19 protein-coding genes are annotated in these 18,882 nt (G+C 29.1%); 4 read left to right on the top strand and 15 right to left on the bottom strand.

Features of this window, described 5'->3' with window-relative positions; all coding sequences use genetic code 11:
* Positions 1-46 precede the first annotated feature (46 nt).
* The 10 genes from nifK to COL3_RS15520 all read right to left on the bottom strand — a co-directional run bounded on the left by nifK (position 47) and on the right by COL3_RS15520 (position 10,464).
* On the bottom strand, positions 47-1,411 hold the full coding sequence (nifK, locus tag COL3_RS15565) for a nitrogenase molybdenum-iron protein subunit beta (RefSeq protein WP_008426366.1): 1,365 nt from the start codon (positions 1,409-1,411) through the stop codon (positions 47-49).
* Entirely contained in the window at positions 1,411-2,997 is a 1,587-nt protein-coding gene (locus COL3_RS15560; protein WP_008426365.1) for a nitrogenase component I subunit alpha, read from the bottom strand. The genes nifK and COL3_RS15560 overlap by 1 nt, the downstream gene beginning before the upstream one ends.
* Before the next feature lie 18 nt (positions 2,998-3,015).
* On the bottom strand, positions 3,016-3,399 hold the full coding sequence (locus tag COL3_RS15555; RefSeq protein ID WP_008426364.1) for a P-II family nitrogen regulator: 384 nt from the start codon (positions 3,397-3,399) through the stop codon (positions 3,016-3,018).
* A gap of 25 nt (positions 3,400-3,424) precedes the next feature.
* Complete coding sequence (locus tag COL3_RS15550) at positions 3,425-3,751, bottom strand: P-II family nitrogen regulator (RefSeq protein ID WP_008426363.1); 327 nt, start codon at positions 3,749-3,751, stop codon at positions 3,425-3,427.
* A gap of 95 nt (positions 3,752-3,846) precedes the next feature.
* Positions 3,847-4,668, bottom strand: a complete 822-nt coding sequence (gene nifH, locus COL3_RS15545) for a nitrogenase iron protein (RefSeq protein ID WP_008426362.1) — start codon at positions 4,666-4,668, stop codon at positions 3,847-3,849.
* 482 nt (positions 4,669-5,150) lie between these two features.
* Complete coding sequence (locus tag COL3_RS15540) at positions 5,151-6,080, bottom strand: hypothetical protein (RefSeq protein ID WP_008426361.1); 930 nt, start codon at positions 6,078-6,080, stop codon at positions 5,151-5,153.
* Between the two features lie 17 nt (positions 6,081-6,097).
* Complete coding sequence (locus COL3_RS15535; protein ID WP_008426360.1) at positions 6,098-6,709, bottom strand: Fe-only nitrogenase accessory AnfO family protein; 612 nt, start codon at positions 6,707-6,709, stop codon at positions 6,098-6,100.
* Positions 6,710-6,815: 106 nt separating this feature from the next.
* On the bottom strand, positions 6,816-7,781 hold the full coding sequence (locus COL3_RS15530; RefSeq protein WP_008426359.1) for a helix-turn-helix transcriptional regulator: 966 nt from the start codon (positions 7,779-7,781) through the stop codon (positions 6,816-6,818).
* A 99-nt stretch (positions 7,782-7,880) separates the two neighbouring features.
* Positions 7,881-8,834: an ABC transporter substrate-binding protein gene (locus COL3_RS15525; RefSeq protein ID WP_008426358.1), complete on the bottom strand. Its 954-nt coding sequence runs from the start codon at positions 8,832-8,834 to the stop codon at positions 7,881-7,883.
* Positions 8,835-8,940: 106 nt separating this feature from the next.
* Complete coding sequence (locus tag COL3_RS15520) at positions 8,941-10,464, bottom strand: GTP-binding protein (RefSeq protein ID WP_008426357.1); 1,524 nt, start codon at positions 10,462-10,464, stop codon at positions 8,941-8,943.
* Positions 10,465-10,896: 432 nt separating this feature from the next.
* Here COL3_RS15520 and modA point away from each other — a divergent pair, with 432 nt between their 5' ends.
* The 3 genes from modA to COL3_RS15505 all read left to right on the top strand — a co-directional run bounded on the left by modA (position 10,897) and on the right by COL3_RS15505 (position 13,603).
* Positions 10,897-11,709 (top strand): molybdate ABC transporter substrate-binding protein, encoded by an 813-nt coding sequence (gene modA / locus COL3_RS15515; protein WP_008426356.1) that lies wholly within the window; start codon positions 10,897-10,899, stop codon positions 11,707-11,709.
* Between the two features lie 164 nt (positions 11,710-11,873).
* A complete protein-coding gene (gene modB, locus COL3_RS15510; RefSeq protein ID WP_008426355.1) occupies positions 11,874-12,557 on the top strand; it encodes a molybdate ABC transporter permease subunit in 684 nt (227 codons plus the stop codon).
* The gene (locus COL3_RS15505; protein ID WP_008426354.1) at positions 12,557-13,603 is read left to right on the top strand and encodes an ATP-binding cassette domain-containing protein; all 1,047 of its coding nucleotides are present in this window, start codon (positions 12,557-12,559) and stop codon (positions 13,601-13,603) included. Before modB ends, COL3_RS15505 begins: the two co-directional genes overlap by 1 nt.
* A gap of 65 nt (positions 13,604-13,668) precedes the next feature.
* Here the strand turns inward: COL3_RS15505 and COL3_RS15500 are convergent, their stop codons facing one another.
* From COL3_RS15500 to COL3_RS15480, 5 genes are all read right to left on the bottom strand, one after another.
* The gene (locus COL3_RS15500) at positions 13,669-13,875 is read right to left on the bottom strand and encodes a TOBE domain-containing protein (RefSeq protein ID WP_008426352.1); all 207 of its coding nucleotides are present in this window, start codon (positions 13,873-13,875) and stop codon (positions 13,669-13,671) included.
* Positions 13,876-14,175: 300 nt separating this feature from the next.
* A complete protein-coding gene (locus tag COL3_RS15495; RefSeq protein WP_008426350.1) occupies positions 14,176-15,054 on the bottom strand; it encodes a tyrosine-type recombinase/integrase in 879 nt (292 codons plus the stop codon).
* Between the two features lie 94 nt (positions 15,055-15,148).
* Positions 15,149-15,781: a stage II sporulation protein M gene (gene spoIIM, locus COL3_RS15490; protein WP_008426348.1), complete on the bottom strand. Its 633-nt coding sequence runs from the start codon at positions 15,779-15,781 to the stop codon at positions 15,149-15,151.
* 309 nt (positions 15,782-16,090) lie between these two features.
* Entirely contained in the window at positions 16,091-16,882 is a 792-nt protein-coding gene (locus tag COL3_RS15485) for an SDR family oxidoreductase (protein WP_008426346.1), read from the bottom strand.
* Positions 16,883-16,971: 89 nt separating this feature from the next.
* The gene (locus tag COL3_RS15480) at positions 16,972-17,895 is read right to left on the bottom strand and encodes a 2-dehydropantoate 2-reductase (RefSeq protein ID WP_008426345.1); all 924 of its coding nucleotides are present in this window, start codon (positions 17,893-17,895) and stop codon (positions 16,972-16,974) included.
* Positions 17,896-18,197: 302 nt separating this feature from the next.
* Here COL3_RS15480 and COL3_RS15475 point away from each other — a divergent pair, with 302 nt between their 5' ends.
* Entirely contained in the window at positions 18,198-18,704 is a 507-nt protein-coding gene (locus COL3_RS15475) for a flavin reductase (protein WP_008426343.1), read from the top strand.
* Positions 18,705-18,882: the final 178 nt, after the last annotated feature.

Below are 18,882 nucleotides of genomic sequence, written 5' to 3'. Positions count from 1 at the left end.
TGTGCATATCTTTTGGGGTTTATACTATTTCACACAAATCTTAGTATTACATTACTAATTCAAAATCTTCTTCCTTAGCATCTCTATCTTGTCTATCCATTAATGCACCAAGCATTAATTCTAACAATCTCATAGCGCCTTTATATCCAACATTTGGCATGTATGAATGAACATATCTATCTATTACTGGGAATCCAATTCTAACTAGTGGGATATCTTCAGCTCTTGCTATGTATTTACCATGAGTTCCACCCATTAGTAAATCCACTGGTTCATTCTTGATTAATTGATGTAATTCAAAAAGGTCAGTATCTTGTTTTGCAATACATCCTTCAACACCAAATTCTTCAAATAATGCTTTCATTTCTTTATCAAATGCTGAAGATGGTGTTCCTGTAATTACATACTTAGGAATCATCCCAAGTTCTAATAAGAATTTAGATAAAGCAATTAGCACATCTGGGTCACCATATAAAGCTACTTTCTTTCCATCATAATATGGATGAGAATCTATCATTATATCAACTAATTGTCCTCTTTCTTCTTCAATTTCATATGGAACTTCTTGTTTACTGAATTTGCTTAATTCCATAATTAATTCATCAGTAGCTCCAATACCTATTGGCATTTTTAAAGTTGTATAAGGAACTTTGTGTAATTTTTCAAGTGCAGATGCACCTGCTTCAGAAGCTAAACTTCCTAATGCTAAAGTTTTTTCGCAGTCACCTAATTCAACGATATCTTGAATCTTTGTACCACCTTTTGGATACATTTCATATTTCCCAGTCATTGGAGCATCTAAAACTCCAGTTGTATCTGGAAGCATTGTAAAATCTATACCCATAAGTTTTAATAATCTCTTCACTTCACGCATATCACCAGGATTAACAAATCCAGGAATTACGCACATTTTTCCATTCTTTACTCCTGTTGATTTAGATAAACTAGTAATAAAGCTTTTAACCATATTTGAAAATCCAGTAATATGTGATCCAACATAACTTGGAGTATTAGTATACATTACACGCTTTCCATCTGGAATTTCTATATCTTCAATAAATGCATTTAAGTCATCACCGATAGTTTCTGAAAGACAAGTAGTGTGAACAGCTATTATTTCCGGATCATATATATCAAATATATTTTTTACAGCAGCTTTAATATTACTACCTCCACCAAATACGCAAGCACCTTCACTAAATGATGAACTTGTTGCTATAGCTGGTTCCTTAAAATGTCTTGATAAAACTGTTCTATGGTATGAACAACATCCTTGAGAGCCATGGCTGTGTGGCATACATCCATGTACTCCAAGAGCTGCATACATAGCGCCTACTGGTTGACATGTTTTACTAGGATTTATAGTAATAGCTTCTCTTTTTTTAATTTCTTTTGGTGTTAAATCTAACATTATACTTCACCTCCAAATGTTCCTTCTAGTACAGATTCTGTCTTCCATGGAGCTACAGTGAATTTCCATGCTGGAGTATATAAACTCATAGTTACGTCTCTACCAAAGTTTACAGCACCATTAAATCCTGCATAAGGTCCACTATAATCATAAGAGTGTAATTGTCTAGATAATACTCCACCTTTTTGAATTCCGTACTTATCCTTAATACCTGAGAAGAACATATCAAGATTAAATTGCTTAATGAATTCTTCAGTTTCGAAGTGATTTAAATCATCAACTACAACTGAACCTGGTTTCATATCCTTCATCATACCTGGATAATATTCTAAATTTACAATTTCTTTCTTTAATTCTTCTAATTCTTCATCTGTTTTTACTGGTCTATATTTATCTACGATTTTTTCTACTTCTAAAGTTTCGATATTTTTTAAGTCTGCATCTTCAACAATTGTTGGTATTACTTCTCTTCCTTCATAATCGTCTCTATGTGCAAATTCGAATCCAGCAACTAATGTTTCAACACCTAAATCATTTAATAGCATTTGATAATGGTGAGATCTTGAGCCTCCAACATATAGACCAGCTTTTTTACCAGTCAGCTTGCTTCTATAATATTCCATACTATCCTTAATATCTGCAAGTTCTTCAGCTATAACGGCTTCTGTTCTTTCTGTAAACTCTGGATCATTGAAGAATTTCGCAATGTCTCTTAAAGTTCTAACTGTACAATCAACACCTATGAAATCCACCTTAATCCATGCAGTTCCATATTGAATTTTCATCATTTCTGCGATATAATTGATTGAACGGTGGCATTGGACTAGATTTAAATCAGCAGTGTGGGCTTTACGTAGATCATCAATACTACAGTCACCAGTCATGATAGATACTACTTCATAGCCTATTTTCTTAAGAATTCTTTCTATTTCCCAAGCGTCACCACCTATGTTATATTCACCAAGAATATTAACTGAGTGAGTCTTAGGTGTATAGTCTGTAGTTCCAATTACAGATTTAATTAATTTGTTGTTTGCAATATGGTGACCAGCTGATTGTGATACACCTTTATATCCTTCACAAGGGAATGATATACATTCAATTCCATATAATTCTTTCATTTCAGTTGCAACAGCTGGAAGGTCATCACCAATTAATCCAACTGGACATGTTGCAGCAATGAATACTGCTTTTGGATGGAAAATATCAACAATTTCAGCAATTGCTTGTTTTAATTTCTTTTCTCCACCGAACACTATATCAGTTTCACCTAAGTTTGTAGAGAAACAATATTGAATGAAGTTTCCATCACCGTTTTGTGGTATAGCCTTATTTCTTCTTGTTCCCCATGAATAATATCCACATCCTATTGGTCCATGAGTTAATAATACTATATCCTTTAATGGTCCAAGAACAACCCCTTTACAACCTGCATAACAGCATCCTCTATGAGTCATAATTCCTGGTATAGTTCTTCTATTTGCATCAATTTCTTGAGTTTCTTGTTCAAGTTCTAACATATGTTTTTTTCTATTTTTGTAGACTTTAGCACTATATTTGTCTAAAACACTATCTACTTTACTCATACACTTCACCTCCGCGTTTTATATTGCATCTTCTCCGGCTTGTCCATCTCTAACTCTATATACTTCTTCTACTGGCAATACAAATATTTTCCCATCTCCTGGTGTTCCAGTTGAATTTACTCCTAATACTACATCTACAACTGCTTTTACTTCTTCATCTTTTACTACAAGAGTAACAAGTCTCTTTGGAATTAATCTTCCTCTTTCAGATAAGTTTTCACCAAATGGTGATGGTGGTACTTCTCCAGTCTCCATATAAGCTTCGATTAAAGCCTTATCGATTGATTTTTTACCTCTTCCAAGTACTTTTCTGCAAGTAATAGATGGGAAACCAGCTTCTGCAAGTGCTTCTTTTGTTTTATTTACTTTATTCAAACGAATAATACACATAACTTCTTTCATAAAGCTATTCCTCCTAAATTAAATTTTATAACCCAGATTTTCCACTACTTACAGTGTATACTTCTTCAACTGGTGCAACAAATATTTTACCATCTCCGAAAGCACCTTTTTCCCCTGTTCTTGAACTTCTCATTATAATTTTTATTACATCTTCTTTATCTCCATCTTTTACAGCGATTAATAACATTTCTTTTGGTAATTCATCATAATGAATATCTCCAACTTTTATTCCTTTTTGTTTTCCTCTTCCGTAAACTGCCATTTTAGTTACTTCTGGAAATCCAGCATCAAGTAATTCAGAAAGAACAGTGCTAACTTTCTCAGGTCTAATTATTGCACGAATCATATACATATCTCTCTATCTCCCTTTTTATAATATATTTTGTAATTAGATATTAATTTTACATATTTAAAGTACCATAATCTTTTATAACATGTTTTTATATCTTAGATATCCATTAAACCATATTCCATTAAGATTTCTTCTAATCTTTCTTGTTTCATTGGAGTTGGGATAACAAACAATTTATTTTCATTTATGTTCTTAGCTAATGTTCTGTATTCATCAGCTTGATCAGCTTTTGGATCAAATTCTATAACTGTTTGCTTGTGTATTTCAGCTCTTTGAACCATGTTATCTCTTGGTACAAAGTGAATTAATTGGCTTCCTAATTCTTTAGCGAAAGCTGTTAAAAGATCTAATTCTCTATCAACTTTTCTACTGTTACAGATGATTCCACCTAATCTAACTCCACCAGTCTTAGCATATTTTTGGATACCTTTTGAAATGTTGTTAGCTGCATATAATGCCATCATTTCTCCAGATGCAACGATGTATATTTCTTGTGCTTTACCTTCTCTGATTGGCATTGCGAAACCACCACAAACAACGTCTCCTAATACATCGTAGAATACATAATCTAAATCGTCTGTATAAGCTCCTAGTTGTTCAAGCATTCCTATCGAAGTAATGATACCTCTACCTGCACATCCAACTCCTGGTTCTGGTCCACCTGATTCAACGCATCTGATATTTCCATATCCAGTTTTCATGATTGCATCTAATTCAATGTCGTCTCCTTCTTCTCTTAAGGTATCTAGAACTGTTTTTTGTGCTAAACCTCCAAGAACTAATCTTGTTGAATCTGCCTTAGGGTCACATCCTACGATCATTATATTCTTTCCCATTTCAGCTAAAGCTGAAGTTAAATTTTGTGTAGTAGTAGATTTACCTATACCACCTTTACCATAAATAGCTACTTGTCTCATATTGATTTCCTCCTCTATTTTAAAAAAGTATTTATATAAGTCCTTGTTGGGACGTTATAACTAATTTGGATTAATATAACTGTAAAATTGATTAAAAAAAATGAATCTATTTTATTTAACTAGCTAAAGTTATATAAATTAGACTCCTTTGTCTTTTTTGTAATAAAAAAATCTAAGAAATTTAACTTCATCTTTGAGTTAAATACTTAGACTTCATTGCCTTATTGACAGGTATTTACGTTTTATTTATTTGTTGTAATAACTATATCATATAAAATCGATTTTGTAAATACTTTTTTCAATTTTTATGATTTTTGTCATTTCTTGTACTTGTTTTAAGTTGTTTTAGTTATTGAAATTATAATATCACAAATAATTAATTTTGCAAACACTTTTTTATATTTCTATAACTTTTTTAATGATAACGATATATTTTTAACAATTCATCAATATCGTTCGTGTTCTCATGATTATTTTGAAAATTACTTATTTAAATCTCCGCTTAGGGTAAATTGCTTTTCTCCAAAATGTTTTATTTCAAAGTTATTTTCTGAAATGATATATTCATATTTATCATCAATAATAACTTTATTATCTATAAATTCTAGCTTTAAAGTAATTGTATCCAGAACTTCACTGTTAGAATACAATCTAATCTTTTTAGGAGAATGAAAAATTGTATCACCATCAGAGGTACTTACGGCTATTGTATTAGTCGAGGTAATAAGAGACTTGATACTACCATCTTCATAAAAGCTTAAAGAATTAGAATCTCCATGAATACCTACTGCATTAATATCATAAGCTTCAATTTTACCTATCGGTGTATTTATATTTAGCGGCCTGAAGGGCTCACAAGATTTAATTTTTCCACTTTCATATAAAGATACTCCAATACGTCCAGTAAAATTATAATTTTCTAAATTAATTTTAATTCTTTCTTTAGGCCATAGAGTAATACTTTGCAACTCGCCACTTTTGTAAAAATGAAGAGACATTGGTTTTCCTTCAAAAGATGCAAATTCAAAATCTATTTTATATACTTTCGCTAAATTATATTCATCATCTTCTGTCCAATATCCAGATAATTTTCCATCTAACAAAAATAATCTATTAATTTGACCTTCTTCATAAAATGATATTTTTTCAGCTTCAAAAGCGCCTAAAGATGTTTGTATTGTGGTCAATTCATTTAATGAAATACTTTTTATATTTCCGCTTTTGAATACTTTTATCGGCGGAAATTCTTTTCTCCTTTCATCAACAAAACCATATAAAGGTACCAGCTTGTACCCTAGAACATCTAATTCACTTTCTTCTTCTACGCTATATGATTCTGGTTCTCCACTTGGATAATAACCGGCTATCTTAGCATCATTTAAAATACCATATTTAGTTTTAATAGTTCCCATAATATTTCCTCCATTTCTTAATTATTATTCTTTTCTATAATGACTTTATAATCATTTCTTTTTATTTCTATAATATCTAATTTTATATTATACTTGTCCTTTCTTTCAACAATCCAAGGCGGTACATGACAGCAAAGTACTTCTATTTTCTTAACTTCTTCTTTTTCTAAATAAGGAATTATTGCATTTTTAGAAGAAATTTCTGGATTTGTGAGCTCTAATTCTTGTAAATCCACTAGGTAGTATCCATCCTTTATTTTCTTAGCCAGTTCCACTGGTTTATTTGCGTTTTCTTCTTCCTCCAATTCTTTTGCGACTATTTCATCCAGAAAATCATAAGGATTTCCTTCTAATTCCCAGATACTGAAATCCTCCATATAAAATACACTATATGGAATTCCAAAAGCTTTAGTTACAACAAGAATTTTACAATCATCCATTTCTGGGAGTATGTTTTGATATTCCTTTCTAATTTCATTAATTCCTTTCTTGCCGCTTGTCCTATTAATTAAAATAACTTTCTTGACTTTCCAGACAAACTTATCCTTTGTAAATATTTTAACATATTTTGCTTCTTCAAAGGAACTTATAATATCTTTTTCCTCAAGAAATACAGCTATTTCGTTCATAATATCACTCCTCTTTATTATTTTTATATAACAAAAAAAGACACAGTATTAGGTACTGCATCTTTGCACTTAAATTTGTTATATTTATTTTATACTATAACATTCTTTAAGTTTTAGCAAGTATTTTGCCGATATCTTTTAAATCATATCCGCCCAAACTTTCAATTTCTCTTTTAAAATCTTCACTTTGTATAGTATTTATTATTAATTTATAGATAGGATACTTTAAATCTGACTCTCTAATCACCAAATCATATCTTTCTTCCTGAAGTTGTATAAAATCAATTCCTTCTATTTGTTTTGCTACTTTTTCACTTCCTATTCCAACATCACCTTCTCCTCTTGCAATGCTTCTTGCTACAGCAGAATGAGATTGCTTTTCTATATCATAGCCTTTTATATGTTCTCTGTTTATATTATTAACTCTTAATTTTTCATCTAATAAAATTCTTATACCAGAACCTTTTTCTCTATTTATCATTGATATATTAGATTTAGTTAAATCCACCCATGTATTAATTTTATGCGGATTCCCCTTCGCTACATAAAAGCCAACATTTCTATAAGCAAGATTTATAATTAAGCAAGATATTCCAGGAAGCATTTTCCTAACAAAGGCAGTATTATATTCATTAGTATCCCCATCCCACAAGTGAGATGTTGAAATAGATATTTTATCATTATATAAATCATACAAACTTGCATAACTTCCAACGTTCGATCTGAGAATTCTTATATCACTAACTTTTTCTCTAATATTTTCTGCTAATACATCAAGAATTACATCTTGACCCGATATTATAATATCGTTTGGATTCTCTAGTTTTTTCATATTGTTTAATGACTCATTATTTAATGGTTCATTTTTTACTAAGGCAAATTTATTAGTGTTACTTTGGGTTGATTTTTGATTATTAATATAATTCTCAACATCATCTTTATCTATTCTAAGTTTTTTACCAACCTTATATCCCGGTAATTCTCCTCTTTTTACTAACTCATAAACAGTGTTTTTAGTAATCTTTAACAACTCAGCTACTTCAATTGCCGTTAGGGATTTCTCACTATCCACAGAATTTCCCTCCTTCTATATAATATCTAATTTATTCTAACATCTAGAAGTAAGGATTTCTAGCAATTAGATAATTTATTTAAGAAAAATAATTCTTGATTAAAAATAAGTATTTAATTCCAGCAATAACTTATTTATATCATTATTCTTTATAAAATCCCATCCAATCCAATTTAACTTATAATTGTTTTCACTTAAATATTTTAGATAATCATCTGGATGTGGCAATGAAGCCTTCTTACATATATTACGTACTTCTTCACTAGTAAAATAATTAACAACACTTTCTAAGTTATTTGAAATTTCACTTTGAACCAATAACGTAACAGGACTAACAATTGCACCTTCCTCTGGCCATACTATTTGAACATTCTTATTGTTTTTAAGTAGATTAGCATAAAAATATGGGACAAGACTTACTGTAGGAGAATTTTCAATTCCTTTTCCTGCATTTTTAACTATTTCCGCTGGATGCCCTCCATACCCGATAAGTTCTTTCAATTTCATAATTCCTTCAATTCCATAATCCTTATATATGGCGAGAAGCGTTGTTTCACAATACTTACCTTTTTTCCCCCTAATAGCAACTTCCTTTTTAAACGGTCCATCTAAAAGTTCTCCTAAGGATTTGGGAATATTTCTATTATTTAATTTTGTTAGATCTACTATCATAACTAAATAATTAAGTGCCATTATATAATAATTCCCATCATCATCGCTTAAATCATTTTTATTTGTACCCTCTTTCTCAACTTCTTTGAAATACTTTTCTTCTATAGCTTTAGCTCTAAAATCTTTTCTATAAAAACTATTTACACCAGCGCTTATTATTATTTTAGGCAATTCTTCTTTTTGAGGCACATGTGAAGATTCATCCATCCACATAACATCATAATTAGCATTGCCTTCTAATAGATATTTAAAATCACATTTACTCCCTAGCTCATCAATCATATCATCAAAACCAATTTCCAATGGAACTTTAACAGCACATGGCAATAATCCAAGTACATCATATTCTGATTTATCAATAATATTTTTTGTTTTACTCATACTTTAAACCCCAATCATATTGCTTTTTATCAAAATTATCTTTAATTATTATAATTTTAAGTTGTATTCTATTATTAATCAAGGCATATTTTGTCATCAAATTTTATTATTTAGAATAAAAATATTCTTCCATATCCCAATCTATGATTTTTCCATTTCTTAAGGCGTTTCTAAGCTCTAGCATTTTGCTATCAATTTGCTTCATTATTTTCAAGTTATCTCTTTCCTTAATATTAGTTGCAATTATTTTATCTATGGCACCATTCTTTATTACTATTCTCTTATCTCCAAGCAAAGCAAGTATCGGATCATGAGTTGATACAAGTACTATTTTTCCTTCATTAACTAACAGTTCTAAAGCCTTACTTCTATCAACACCTGCATTTTCTATTTCATCTATTAAAACTATTGGAGAACTACTTAAAAATGCTGTATCAGCAATCATTAAAGCTCTAGATTGTCCCCCGCTTAATGATGTTATAGGAGTATCCCCAGAAAATTTTTCACCTGCAAGTTCATTAGCACACTTAATTATCTTATCTGTTATTTTTTTTATTTCTACAACATTTCTGCTTTTAGCATGCATTCGAATAAAATTCTCAACAGATACATCCATAACAAAGTTCATATTTTGAGAAAGCTCTGCAACTAACTTATTTGAGCCTAAATTTCTACTATTTATTTTTATTATTCTGCCTGTTGGTGTATCTCCATTGGCAACACACTCAATATCCTCAAGCAACCTGCTTTTACCAGCTCCTGTTGGTCCAACTATGCAAATTATTTCTCCTATATTAATGGTTAACTCTATCTCTTCTTTATTTCCATCCTTATCATGTCCTCCAAAAATTGTTATAGAATTAATAACTGTATTTTGATCTTCAATTATATCACTATTAATATCCAATAAATAACTCATTTTATTTCTTTTACTGCTTTTTACTTCTTGAAAATCAATTTTTTTAGAGTTCCCTGTTTGATAATCTTCTCCAATTATAGTTTCTCCAAGGCAATATGAGCATAACGCTGATGGCATTGTAAATCTAAGTTTTTCTCCTTCTAGACTTTTTATGGATCTTGCAGCTTTAATTTTTGTGCTTAATTCATAAGCTCCTTGTCCTGTCAAACCATTAACATAAATAATCTGTGCTTTTGTATTAGCTTCTCTCACCATAAAAGTAAAAACTTCTCTTTCAGCTTGAGAAACAATATCTCCTTTTGTTATAACAATAATATCTGCATATTTTAACATAGGCCCTATCTTTTTAGGAGTATTAATTCCAGAAAGGCTGTCAATTACACATACGGCCAGAACCTCTTTTATATGAGGAGAACACCTATTACATAATCCGGCACTTTCACTAATAAAAATATCAAAACCCTTTTCTACTCCCAATTTAACACAATCATCAATATTACTAATATAAAAATGATCTGGACAAAGATTTCCTGATAAACCCACCATTACATCAATTCCAACTTCTTTATATAAAAGATCATCATATGTTGTAAGACAATCAAATTTTATTACTCCAATTTTTTTTTCTTCAGGTTTTAAACATTCAATTACCTTTAATATAACTGACGTTTTTCCAGAAGACGGTGGTCCTGAAAATGTAATAAACTTCAATAACCTTTCCCCCTTTCATATGTGTAATTCTATTATATAATTTCAAATTAAATAAAAAAAGAATCTCAAAGAAGTTTATACACTTTTGCATTCTCTTCTTTGAGATTCATATTAAAATCACTTTAACAAAACATAACAAAACATAACATATCTATACTTTATATATAACAATATTCATATATACTTTGTCAATAGTTTTATAATTAATTTTACTAAACTTTAACTAAATCAAAATTTACTAGTAATATTATTGCTAATCTAATAATACTAAGCATAATACACTAATTTTAACAAAAACTTGGACTTTATTTTTAATATTCTATTGTTTTTTTTGTTATTTAATGCTAATATAAAAAAAATCATTAAATAAAACATAACTAAACATTATAAAACATAACTATTGATTAAAATAATGATTGTGAGGTTTTATTTATGAAAAAGAAAATTATATTATCAAGTCTATTAGCATTGCTTTTATCTTTATTAATTATTGGATGCGGCGCTCAAAAAGATCCTGCTTCTACTCCTAAGGATAGTTCTACTAAATCTGCTGAACCTTCTGTAGAATTAAACATTTCTGCTGCAGCAAGTTTAAAAGAAGCTATGGGCGATATTCAAAATGAATATAAGAAGGTTAAGCCAAATGTTACGCTAACTGTTAATTTTGGTGCATCAGGCTCTCTTCAACAACAAATTGAACAAGGAGCACCTTGTGACATATTTATTTCAGCAGGTCAAAGCCAAATGAAAGCATTAGATGACAAATCACTAATTCTTGAAAATACTAAAAAAGATCTCGTTAAAAATGATTTAGTTTTGGTTGGTCCAAAGGATACTACACTAACAGGTCTTTCAGATTTAAATACTGATAAAGTTAGGAAGATAGCTGTTGGTGAACCCTCAAGCGTTCCAGCTGGAAAATATGCTGATGAAGTTTTCACAAAACTTGGTATTAAAGATGCTGTATCATCAAAGCTTGTTTTTGCGAAAGATGTAAAAGAAGTTCTTGCTTGGTCAACTTCTGGAAATGCTGAAGTTGGATTTGTTTATAAAAGTGATGCTTTAAGCAGTGATAGTGCTAAAATTATCGAAACAGTACCTGATGATAAACATTCACCAATAACATATCCGATAGGAATAATTAAAGCTAGCAAAAATCCAGATGATGCAAAAGCATTTGAGGAATTTTTATTTAGTGATACATGTAAGAAAATCTTTGAAAAATATGGTTACGGAATAGCTTAATTATTTTAGTAGTCACAATATTAACTATTGATTGAAATACCAATGCATAATAAATTCGACTAAATATAAAAGGATTTTAGCACTTTCCTTCTTATATTTTCCTCTACATAAAAATTTTGCATTGGTATTTTATATTTATAAATTTTCTTTAAAGGGTGATTATTATGACATTTGATTTTGCGCCATTTTGGATTTCAATAAAGACAGCCATTGTCTCAACAATTATAACCTTCTTTTTGGGTATAGCAGTATCTTATTGGATGGCAAACTATAAATCAAAAGCAAAAGGGATAATTGATGGACTTTTTAACTTACCTTTAATTTTACCACCAACTGTTGTAGGGTTCTTTTTATTATTAATTTTCGGTAAAAACGGACCAATTGGAAAGTTCCTGGAACTATTTAATACTTCTATAATCTTTAGTTGGACCGCAACTGTAATTGCTGCTATTGTAGTTTCATTTCCTATGATGTATAGAACTACACGCTCTGCTTTTGAACAGATAGATATAAATATCCTTTCTGCCGCTAGAACTCTTGGTTTAAGTGAATTTAAAATATTTTACAAAATAGCAGTTCCTTTAGCTATGCCTGGCATAATAGGTGGATTAGTTTTGTCCTTTGCAAGAGCTATTGGTGAATTTGGAGCAACCTTAATGCTCGCAGGTAATATTCCAGGTAAAACTCAAACTATGCCTCTAGCTATATTCTTTGCTGCAGAAGGTGGAGATATGCAGAAAGCAGTATTATGGGTTATTATAATAGTTTCTTTTTCATTCTTGTTGATTTTAATTCTAAATTATTACTCAGAAATTCAATTAAAACTTTTAGGAAGGAGGATGAAATAATGTCTTTATATATAGATATAGAAAATAACCTACCCTCCTTTGATTTAAAAGTCAATTTTGAACATAAAAATGGTATTTTAGGTTTCTTAGGTGCATCCGGTTCAGGAAAAAGCATGACCCTTAAATGTCTCTCAGGATTAGTAACTCCATCTAAGGGAAAAATCATCTTAAATAACTTAGTCTTATTCGATTCTGAAAAAAAAATTAATTTAAGTCCTCAAAAAAGAAAGGTTGGATACCTATTTCAAAATTACGCTTTATTCCCTAATATGAATATAATTCAAAACATAGAAATAGGTATCTCACATTTTAATTATGATAAAAAGAAATCTTTATGTAAAGAATACATAGAAAGATTAGGATTGACTGGTCTAGAAAAACATTATCCATGGCAGCTATCTGGTGGACAGCAACAAAGAGTAGCTTTAGCTAGAGCTCTTATAACTTCTCCAGATATTTTACTTTTGGACGAACCTTTTTCTGCATTAGATCAGCATTTAAGAAACAATTTAGAAAAAGAATTAACGTCTATATTAAAGGATTATAGCGGAAATGTTATTTTTGTTACTCATGATATTGCTGAAGCTTATAGAATGTGTTCAGAAATAATTGTCTATGATAAGGGAATATCCTTAGAAAAAAGAGAGAAAAATGATTTGTTCAAACGCCCCAAAAACCTATCTGAGGCAACCTTAACAGGATGCAAAAACATTTCTAAAGCAAGAAAGACAGGAGAACATACTATCTATGCAGAAAATTGGGGACATGAATATACTATAGTTGATAAAATTCCAAATGATGTTCAATATATTTGCATAAGAGCACATAATATTGAAATAGCTCAAGATAATAAGAAAGAAAACACTTTTCCTTATAAAATAGGGAAAATTATTGAAAATCCCTTTGAATTTACTGTATATATGAAAAATAGTACTAGCTCTGAAGCTACTCTAATAGAATATAAAGTAGAAAAAAAGAATATGAATTTTACTATAAACGAAACAGTATACTTAACTTTTTCAAATGAACACTTATTTTATTTTTAATAATATAATTTCTCAAAAAAAGAATGACTTAATTAATTTAAGTCATTCCTTTATTCTTCAAAAATTTAAGCCATTAACATTACTGAAGTAGCTTTAATTACAGCTGTAGCTTCTGATCCAACTGTTAATCCTAATTCTTTAACAGCATCAACAGAAATAGTAGAAGAAATAACTATATCTTTAGCAATTTCAATCTTTACTACTGCATTTACTGCTCCTTCCTTAATTTCTACAATCTTTCCTGGTAATTGATTTCTAGCGCTTAATTTCATATTATTTTCCTCCTAATACAATAATTATATTTATTATGTACAAATTAATTATACTATGTAAAAAATATTAAGTAAATCAATTTTTTATCTTTTTATACATTATATTTATATTATGGAATAATATGAAAAATATTTTTCTTATTCTCTGTAATTCATCAAAATTTGAAAAAATATTTTCATAACATAATAATATTATATCTCTATTATTTGAAATTATGAATTTTATTTCATGTTAAAAAAGATAGAATACTTAAAAAGCATCTATCTTTTCTTTAAAATTTAGTATTAACTTAAGGCTAACTAAGCTCTTGGATGTGTATGCATGTATATATAATTAATTTTATCGTTGTTTATTATTTCATAATATGTGTCCATGTATGTGAGTACCTGATTGCCGAGTAACTTTTGTACAGCTCTAACATTAGCCCCATTTTGAAGCAGATGAACTGCAAATGAATGTCTAAAAGTATTTAAATTAACATCCTTGTCTATGCCTGCTTTTCTAGAATATTCTTTTACTATCCTCCATATTCCTTGTCTTGTTAGTTTATTTCCATTTAAATTAACAAAAAGATTTGATACTCCGCATTGAGCTATCTTATATCGGATACTTAAATATTCTGCTAACGCCTTACACGCGCTTCTTCCAATAGGGATAAGCCTTTCATAATGCTTATTATCTGTACACCTTACAAAATTCAAATCTAAGTTTACATCCTCAACATTTAATGCTATGAGCTCAGAAACCTTCATTCCAGTTGCATACATTAATTCTAGTAAAGCATTATCACGAATTCCCTTAGAACAATCTTTTTCAACTATCCTAATTATTTTGTCTACTTCTTCAATGGTCAAAATTTGTGGCAATTTCCTATTATTTTTGGAACTCTTATATTCTATTTTAGGTATTTCTTTTATTAAGGTTTCACTTTTCAAGTAGGAATAGAAATTCCTAAGACTAATTACAATTCTATTTATAGATCTTTCCGATTTACCTTGATTAATAAGGTTTTGTATATACGACATAACCGTTAATTTATCACTCTTATATAAATCTATCTTCTTTTTGGTTAAAAATTTAAGATAAAGACTGACATCAGTTACGTAAGCATATATAGTATTTTCACTTTTTCCGCTCTCTAACAAATAATTCTTATAATTATTTATACTATTTATCATTACTATCTCCTATACCATTGATTATGATTAGTATTCGACAAAATTGTCAATTATCCTTCTTGAATTTAATTATCATAAGTATGCATAACTTTTCTTATAAATAGAATTTTTGAGCCACAAATTTTATTAGGGATGGTGATATATAAGTCTCTATTACTATTCCAATTATAAATAATACTATGATTACGATTAACTTATTTAATACACCATCCAAAAATGGATCTTTACTTTTTATTTGTTTAAAAAATTTCCCTTTGAATCTTTCTGTAGACATGGATAAACTAATAACACTTAATGCTATAAAGCATGGAATATATATTATATTTTGAGGAATAACAGATACTAAAGCTAGTCCAATTCCTTTCCCTTCAAAAGTAGTCACCATAAAAGAAAAAGTATACCCCAAAGTAAAACCTTTTAATAAATCTAGGATTAATATTATTGGAGCTCCAAAAAAAGTTAAACCTAATAATAATATAGGTATAATTATTAATATATTTTTCTTAATTACTTCGAATAATAGAGTTCCATAATTTATGGGTTGACTGCCAATAGAGTTCGTAAAACTTGAAAAATAACTCAAAAGATCTTTTCTATCCGATGCCCCCATGTACTTCACAGTATAAAGACCAAAAGATATTCCCAAACAAAACATTATTAGTACAATGAAAAAATAGGTTTTTTTATCCCTAAAAGTTGCATTTAGTTTACTAAGTAAAAAATTCATCTCTTATTCCTCCTTTAGTTACTCTACTTTATACTATGTTTTATATTTGAAGTTTATTCCAGCACTTAACTATAAATATGTAAAATAATTAAAGGTAAATATCCGTTATTAAGACTGCATAAATGAACTCAGATTATATAAAAACATATTATATACTGTACTTATCTGTCTAAAATACCAATTAATATTATAAATTAATAATTAAACTACTAAATTCAGATAATTTATTTAATAAAAAAATATCTTATGTATATCAATAAATAATAATATACACAAGATATGTATCTTTTAATATTACATAAAAATTTTTTAACTTTCTACTTCCCTATCATACTTCCATCCATAATCATCATTATATATCATTAGTTTAGTCATACCACCATCTATGTTTATATTTTCGCCGTTAATAAAACTATTGTCTTCATCGCATAAAAACATTGCTGCCCTTGCGATATCTTTAGGATTACCAATTCTGCCTGAAGGGTGTTGTAACATATCATTTATATTATAACTCGGAACATAATTTTCATCATAATAAGTACCCGTATCAATCCATCCTGGACTAATAGAATTAACCCGTACTTTATTCGAAAGACTTACTGATAAGGCATGGGTAAGTGCTAAGATTCCACCCTTTGCTGCTGTATAACTTTCCGTATCAGCTTGAGACATCTGTGCTCTCGTTGAACAAATATTTACAATAGCTCCATTATTATTAAAGTAATTCAAAAATAATTGCGCTAACATATACGGTGCCGTAACACCTACTTTAAAAACATAGTTAAAATCGTCATAGGAACATTTAGATAGAATTCCCTTTTTACTTAAGCACGCATTATTAATTAAATAGTCTATATGTAAATATTTCTTTATTACTGTATTAGTAAAATCATTCAATACGCTTTCCTCTGAAATATCTCCTTGAAAAAAATAAACATCTCCACCTTTAGACTTAATGTATTGTTGATTTTCTTCTCCTGCCTCTTTATTACTATCAATAAAAATGACCTTTGCTCCAGCAAATGCAAATTCCCTTGTTAAACATCTTCCAATTCCTAGTGCTCCGCCTGTAATCACACATACTTTATCATTAAAATTCATATATTAAATTTAGTGAGAGAAATTTAATTTTTGTAAATAATAAGCTCACACTAAGTGTTCACCTCCATTATTAATTATAACAGATTTTTTTACATAGGTTGTAATATTTTAAGCTTATCATAAGCTTTTTGAGTATATGGGGTTGGCACTCCAAGATCTTTTCCCATACGGCATAATTCACCACAGAATAATTCTAGTTCGAATTTTTTACCTAATACTACGTCTCTATGCATAGAGCTTATACTTTTTTTTGAAACCTTCTTTAAAATATTAATTGTAGTTTCATAAATATTATCAGGAAGATTTACTCCCTTAGTTCTTCCAACTTCCTCACACTCTCTTGCTACATTGCAGAAAGTTTCAAATTTCATTTTATCTTCTAGTATACCTTTAACTTTCACATCATAATAGGAATCTGTCACATTAAAGGCACAATTAAATACATACTTTTTCCACGCTTCAACTTCTGCATTATCATTAATTTCACATATAATTTCTGACTTATTTAAGAGACCATAAATTATTTCTAGGCTTCCCATACAAGACGGTCTCTTTTTATTAGAAGATATTATTATCTTAGTTTTTTTACTATTATATCTAATAATTCCAGTGCCCTCAACTTTAGAATTAATATACATTACCGTATCTATTATTTTCCCTTTTCCTAAATAAGAATATACTTTATTTCCAACATCTACTCCATTAATAATTGGAACAACTATTGTATGCTCACCTACCATAGGCAAAATTGCTTTAGATGCAGCCTTTAATGAATATCCTTTTACACATATAAAAACAATGTCCATTATGCCTATATCACATACATCTTCTGTCACAAGAGTTGGATATGCTACAAAACTTTCACCTAATTCACTTTTTAAAGTAATTCCATTGTTTTTTATGTCTTCTAAAGCTTTACCACTTGTTAAAACATAAACATCTTCTCTACTTTTACTAAGCATTGCACTAATATATCCACCAATAGCACCAATTCCTATTATTCCAATTTTCATACCATATCTTCCTTTCTTATTATATTGCCTTACGCTAAGGCCATCCACCTGTTACTTAATATTTTATCTTCTTTATTGGCATAATGAAAATATATATTAGTTATAAATTATATAACTTTGAGTTATGTTATTGAAATATATTTGATAATAGAATCTTATTATATTGTTTATAGATCAAAATCTTAGATATTATATTTATTATATTTATTATATTAAGTACAGTTAGAATATTAATATAATTGAACTTTTACTATAATAAGTTTAAAATAAAAATAAATTATATTTTCAAAGGAGAAAAATGTATGGCATTTAAAGAAATTCAAATTAATCAATTAAATTTTAATCCTTTTACACTAATCGGTAACGAATGGTTATTAATCACTTCTGGAACGGAAGGTAAATTTAACACTATGACTGCTAGCTGGGGAGGATTAGGTGTTTTCTGGGGAAAGAATTCAGCTACAATTTATATAAGACCTGGACGCTATACTAAACAATTTGTGGATTCTAATGATACATTTACATTATCATTTTTTAAAGAAGATTATAGAAAATCTTTAAATATTTGCGGAAGCCTTTCTGGTAGAAATGTGGATAAGGTAAAAGAAGCAAATTTATCTCCTGTTTTCGATAATGATACTACTTATTTTAACGAAGCAAAAATGGTAATTGTATGCAAGAAAATGTATCATACAGAAATTATTCCAGAAAACTTTGATAATCCAGAATTTGACGAAAAAATTTACCCTCAAAAAGATTATCACACTATTTATATAGGTGAAATATTAAAAATACTAATTAACGAGTAATACTTTTAAAGCTTATCTTAAAATAAACATTTATTTTAAGATAAGCTCTTTTATTTGCATTTTAAAATTATATAAATTTAAATCATAGAAAAACAAAAAGGTAGTCATATAAACTACCTTTTATCTTACCTCGCAACGTCCTACTCTGCCACACAGTCTCCCATGCAGTACCATCGGC

It is taken from the genome of Clostridium sp. LS (assembly GCF_002760435.1).
Taxonomy (GTDB): domain Bacteria; phylum Bacillota; class Clostridia; order Clostridiales; family Clostridiaceae; genus Clostridium.
This window is presented reverse-complemented; position numbering and strand designations above follow the sequence as displayed.

What these genes read in the sequence shown, in the direction of transcription:
- COL3_RS15555 (WP_008426364.1), bottom strand. Translation starts at nt 3,399, where the DNA reads ATGAAAGAAGTTATGTGTATTATTCGTTTGAATAAAGTAAATAAAACA.
- COL3_RS15500 (WP_008426352.1), bottom strand. Translation starts at nt 13,875, where the DNA reads ATGAAATTAAGCGCTAGAAATCAATTACCAGGAAAGATTGTAGAAATT.
- spoIIM (WP_008426348.1), bottom strand. Translation starts at nt 15,781, where the DNA reads ATGAATTTTTTACTTAGTAAACTAAATGCAACTTTTAGGGATAAAAAA.
- modA (WP_008426356.1), top strand. Translation starts at nt 10,897, where the DNA reads ATGAAAAAGAAAATTATATTATCAAGTCTATTAGCATTGCTTTTATCT.
- COL3_RS15485 (WP_008426346.1), bottom strand. Translation starts at nt 16,882, where the DNA reads ATGAATTTTAATGATAAAGTATGTGTGATTACAGGCGGAGCACTAGGA.
- COL3_RS15560 (WP_008426365.1), bottom strand. Translation starts at nt 2,997, where the DNA reads ATGAGTAAAGTAGATAGTGTTTTAGACAAATATAGTGCTAAAGTCTAC.
- COL3_RS15550 (WP_008426363.1), bottom strand. Translation starts at nt 3,751, where the DNA reads ATGTATATGATTCGTGCAATAATTAGACCTGAGAAAGTTAGCACTGTT.
- COL3_RS15540 (WP_008426361.1), bottom strand. Translation starts at nt 6,080, where the DNA reads ATGGGAACTATTAAAACTAAATATGGTATTTTAAATGATGCTAAGATA.
- COL3_RS15475 (WP_008426343.1), top strand. Translation starts at nt 18,198, where the DNA reads ATGGCATTTAAAGAAATTCAAATTAATCAATTAAATTTTAATCCTTTT.
- nifK (WP_008426366.1), bottom strand. Translation starts at nt 1,411, where the DNA reads ATGTTAGATTTAACACCAAAAGAAATTAAAAAAAGAGAAGCTATTACT.
- COL3_RS15495 (WP_008426350.1), bottom strand. Translation starts at nt 15,054, where the DNA reads ATGATAAATAGTATAAATAATTATAAGAATTATTTGTTAGAGAGCGGA.
- COL3_RS15480 (WP_008426345.1), bottom strand. Translation starts at nt 17,895, where the DNA reads ATGAAAATTGGAATAATAGGAATTGGTGCTATTGGTGGATATATTAGT.
- nifH (WP_008426362.1), bottom strand. Translation starts at nt 4,668, where the DNA reads ATGAGACAAGTAGCTATTTATGGTAAAGGTGGTATAGGTAAATCTACT.
- modB (WP_008426355.1), top strand. Translation starts at nt 11,874, where the DNA reads ATGACATTTGATTTTGCGCCATTTTGGATTTCAATAAAGACAGCCATT.
- COL3_RS15525 (WP_008426358.1), bottom strand. Translation starts at nt 8,834, where the DNA reads ATGAGTAAAACAAAAAATATTATTGATAAATCAGAATATGATGTACTT.
- COL3_RS15505 (WP_008426354.1), top strand. Translation starts at nt 12,557, where the DNA reads ATGTCTTTATATATAGATATAGAAAATAACCTACCCTCCTTTGATTTA.
- COL3_RS15535 (WP_008426360.1), bottom strand. Translation starts at nt 6,709, where the DNA reads ATGAACGAAATAGCTGTATTTCTTGAGGAAAAAGATATTATAAGTTCC.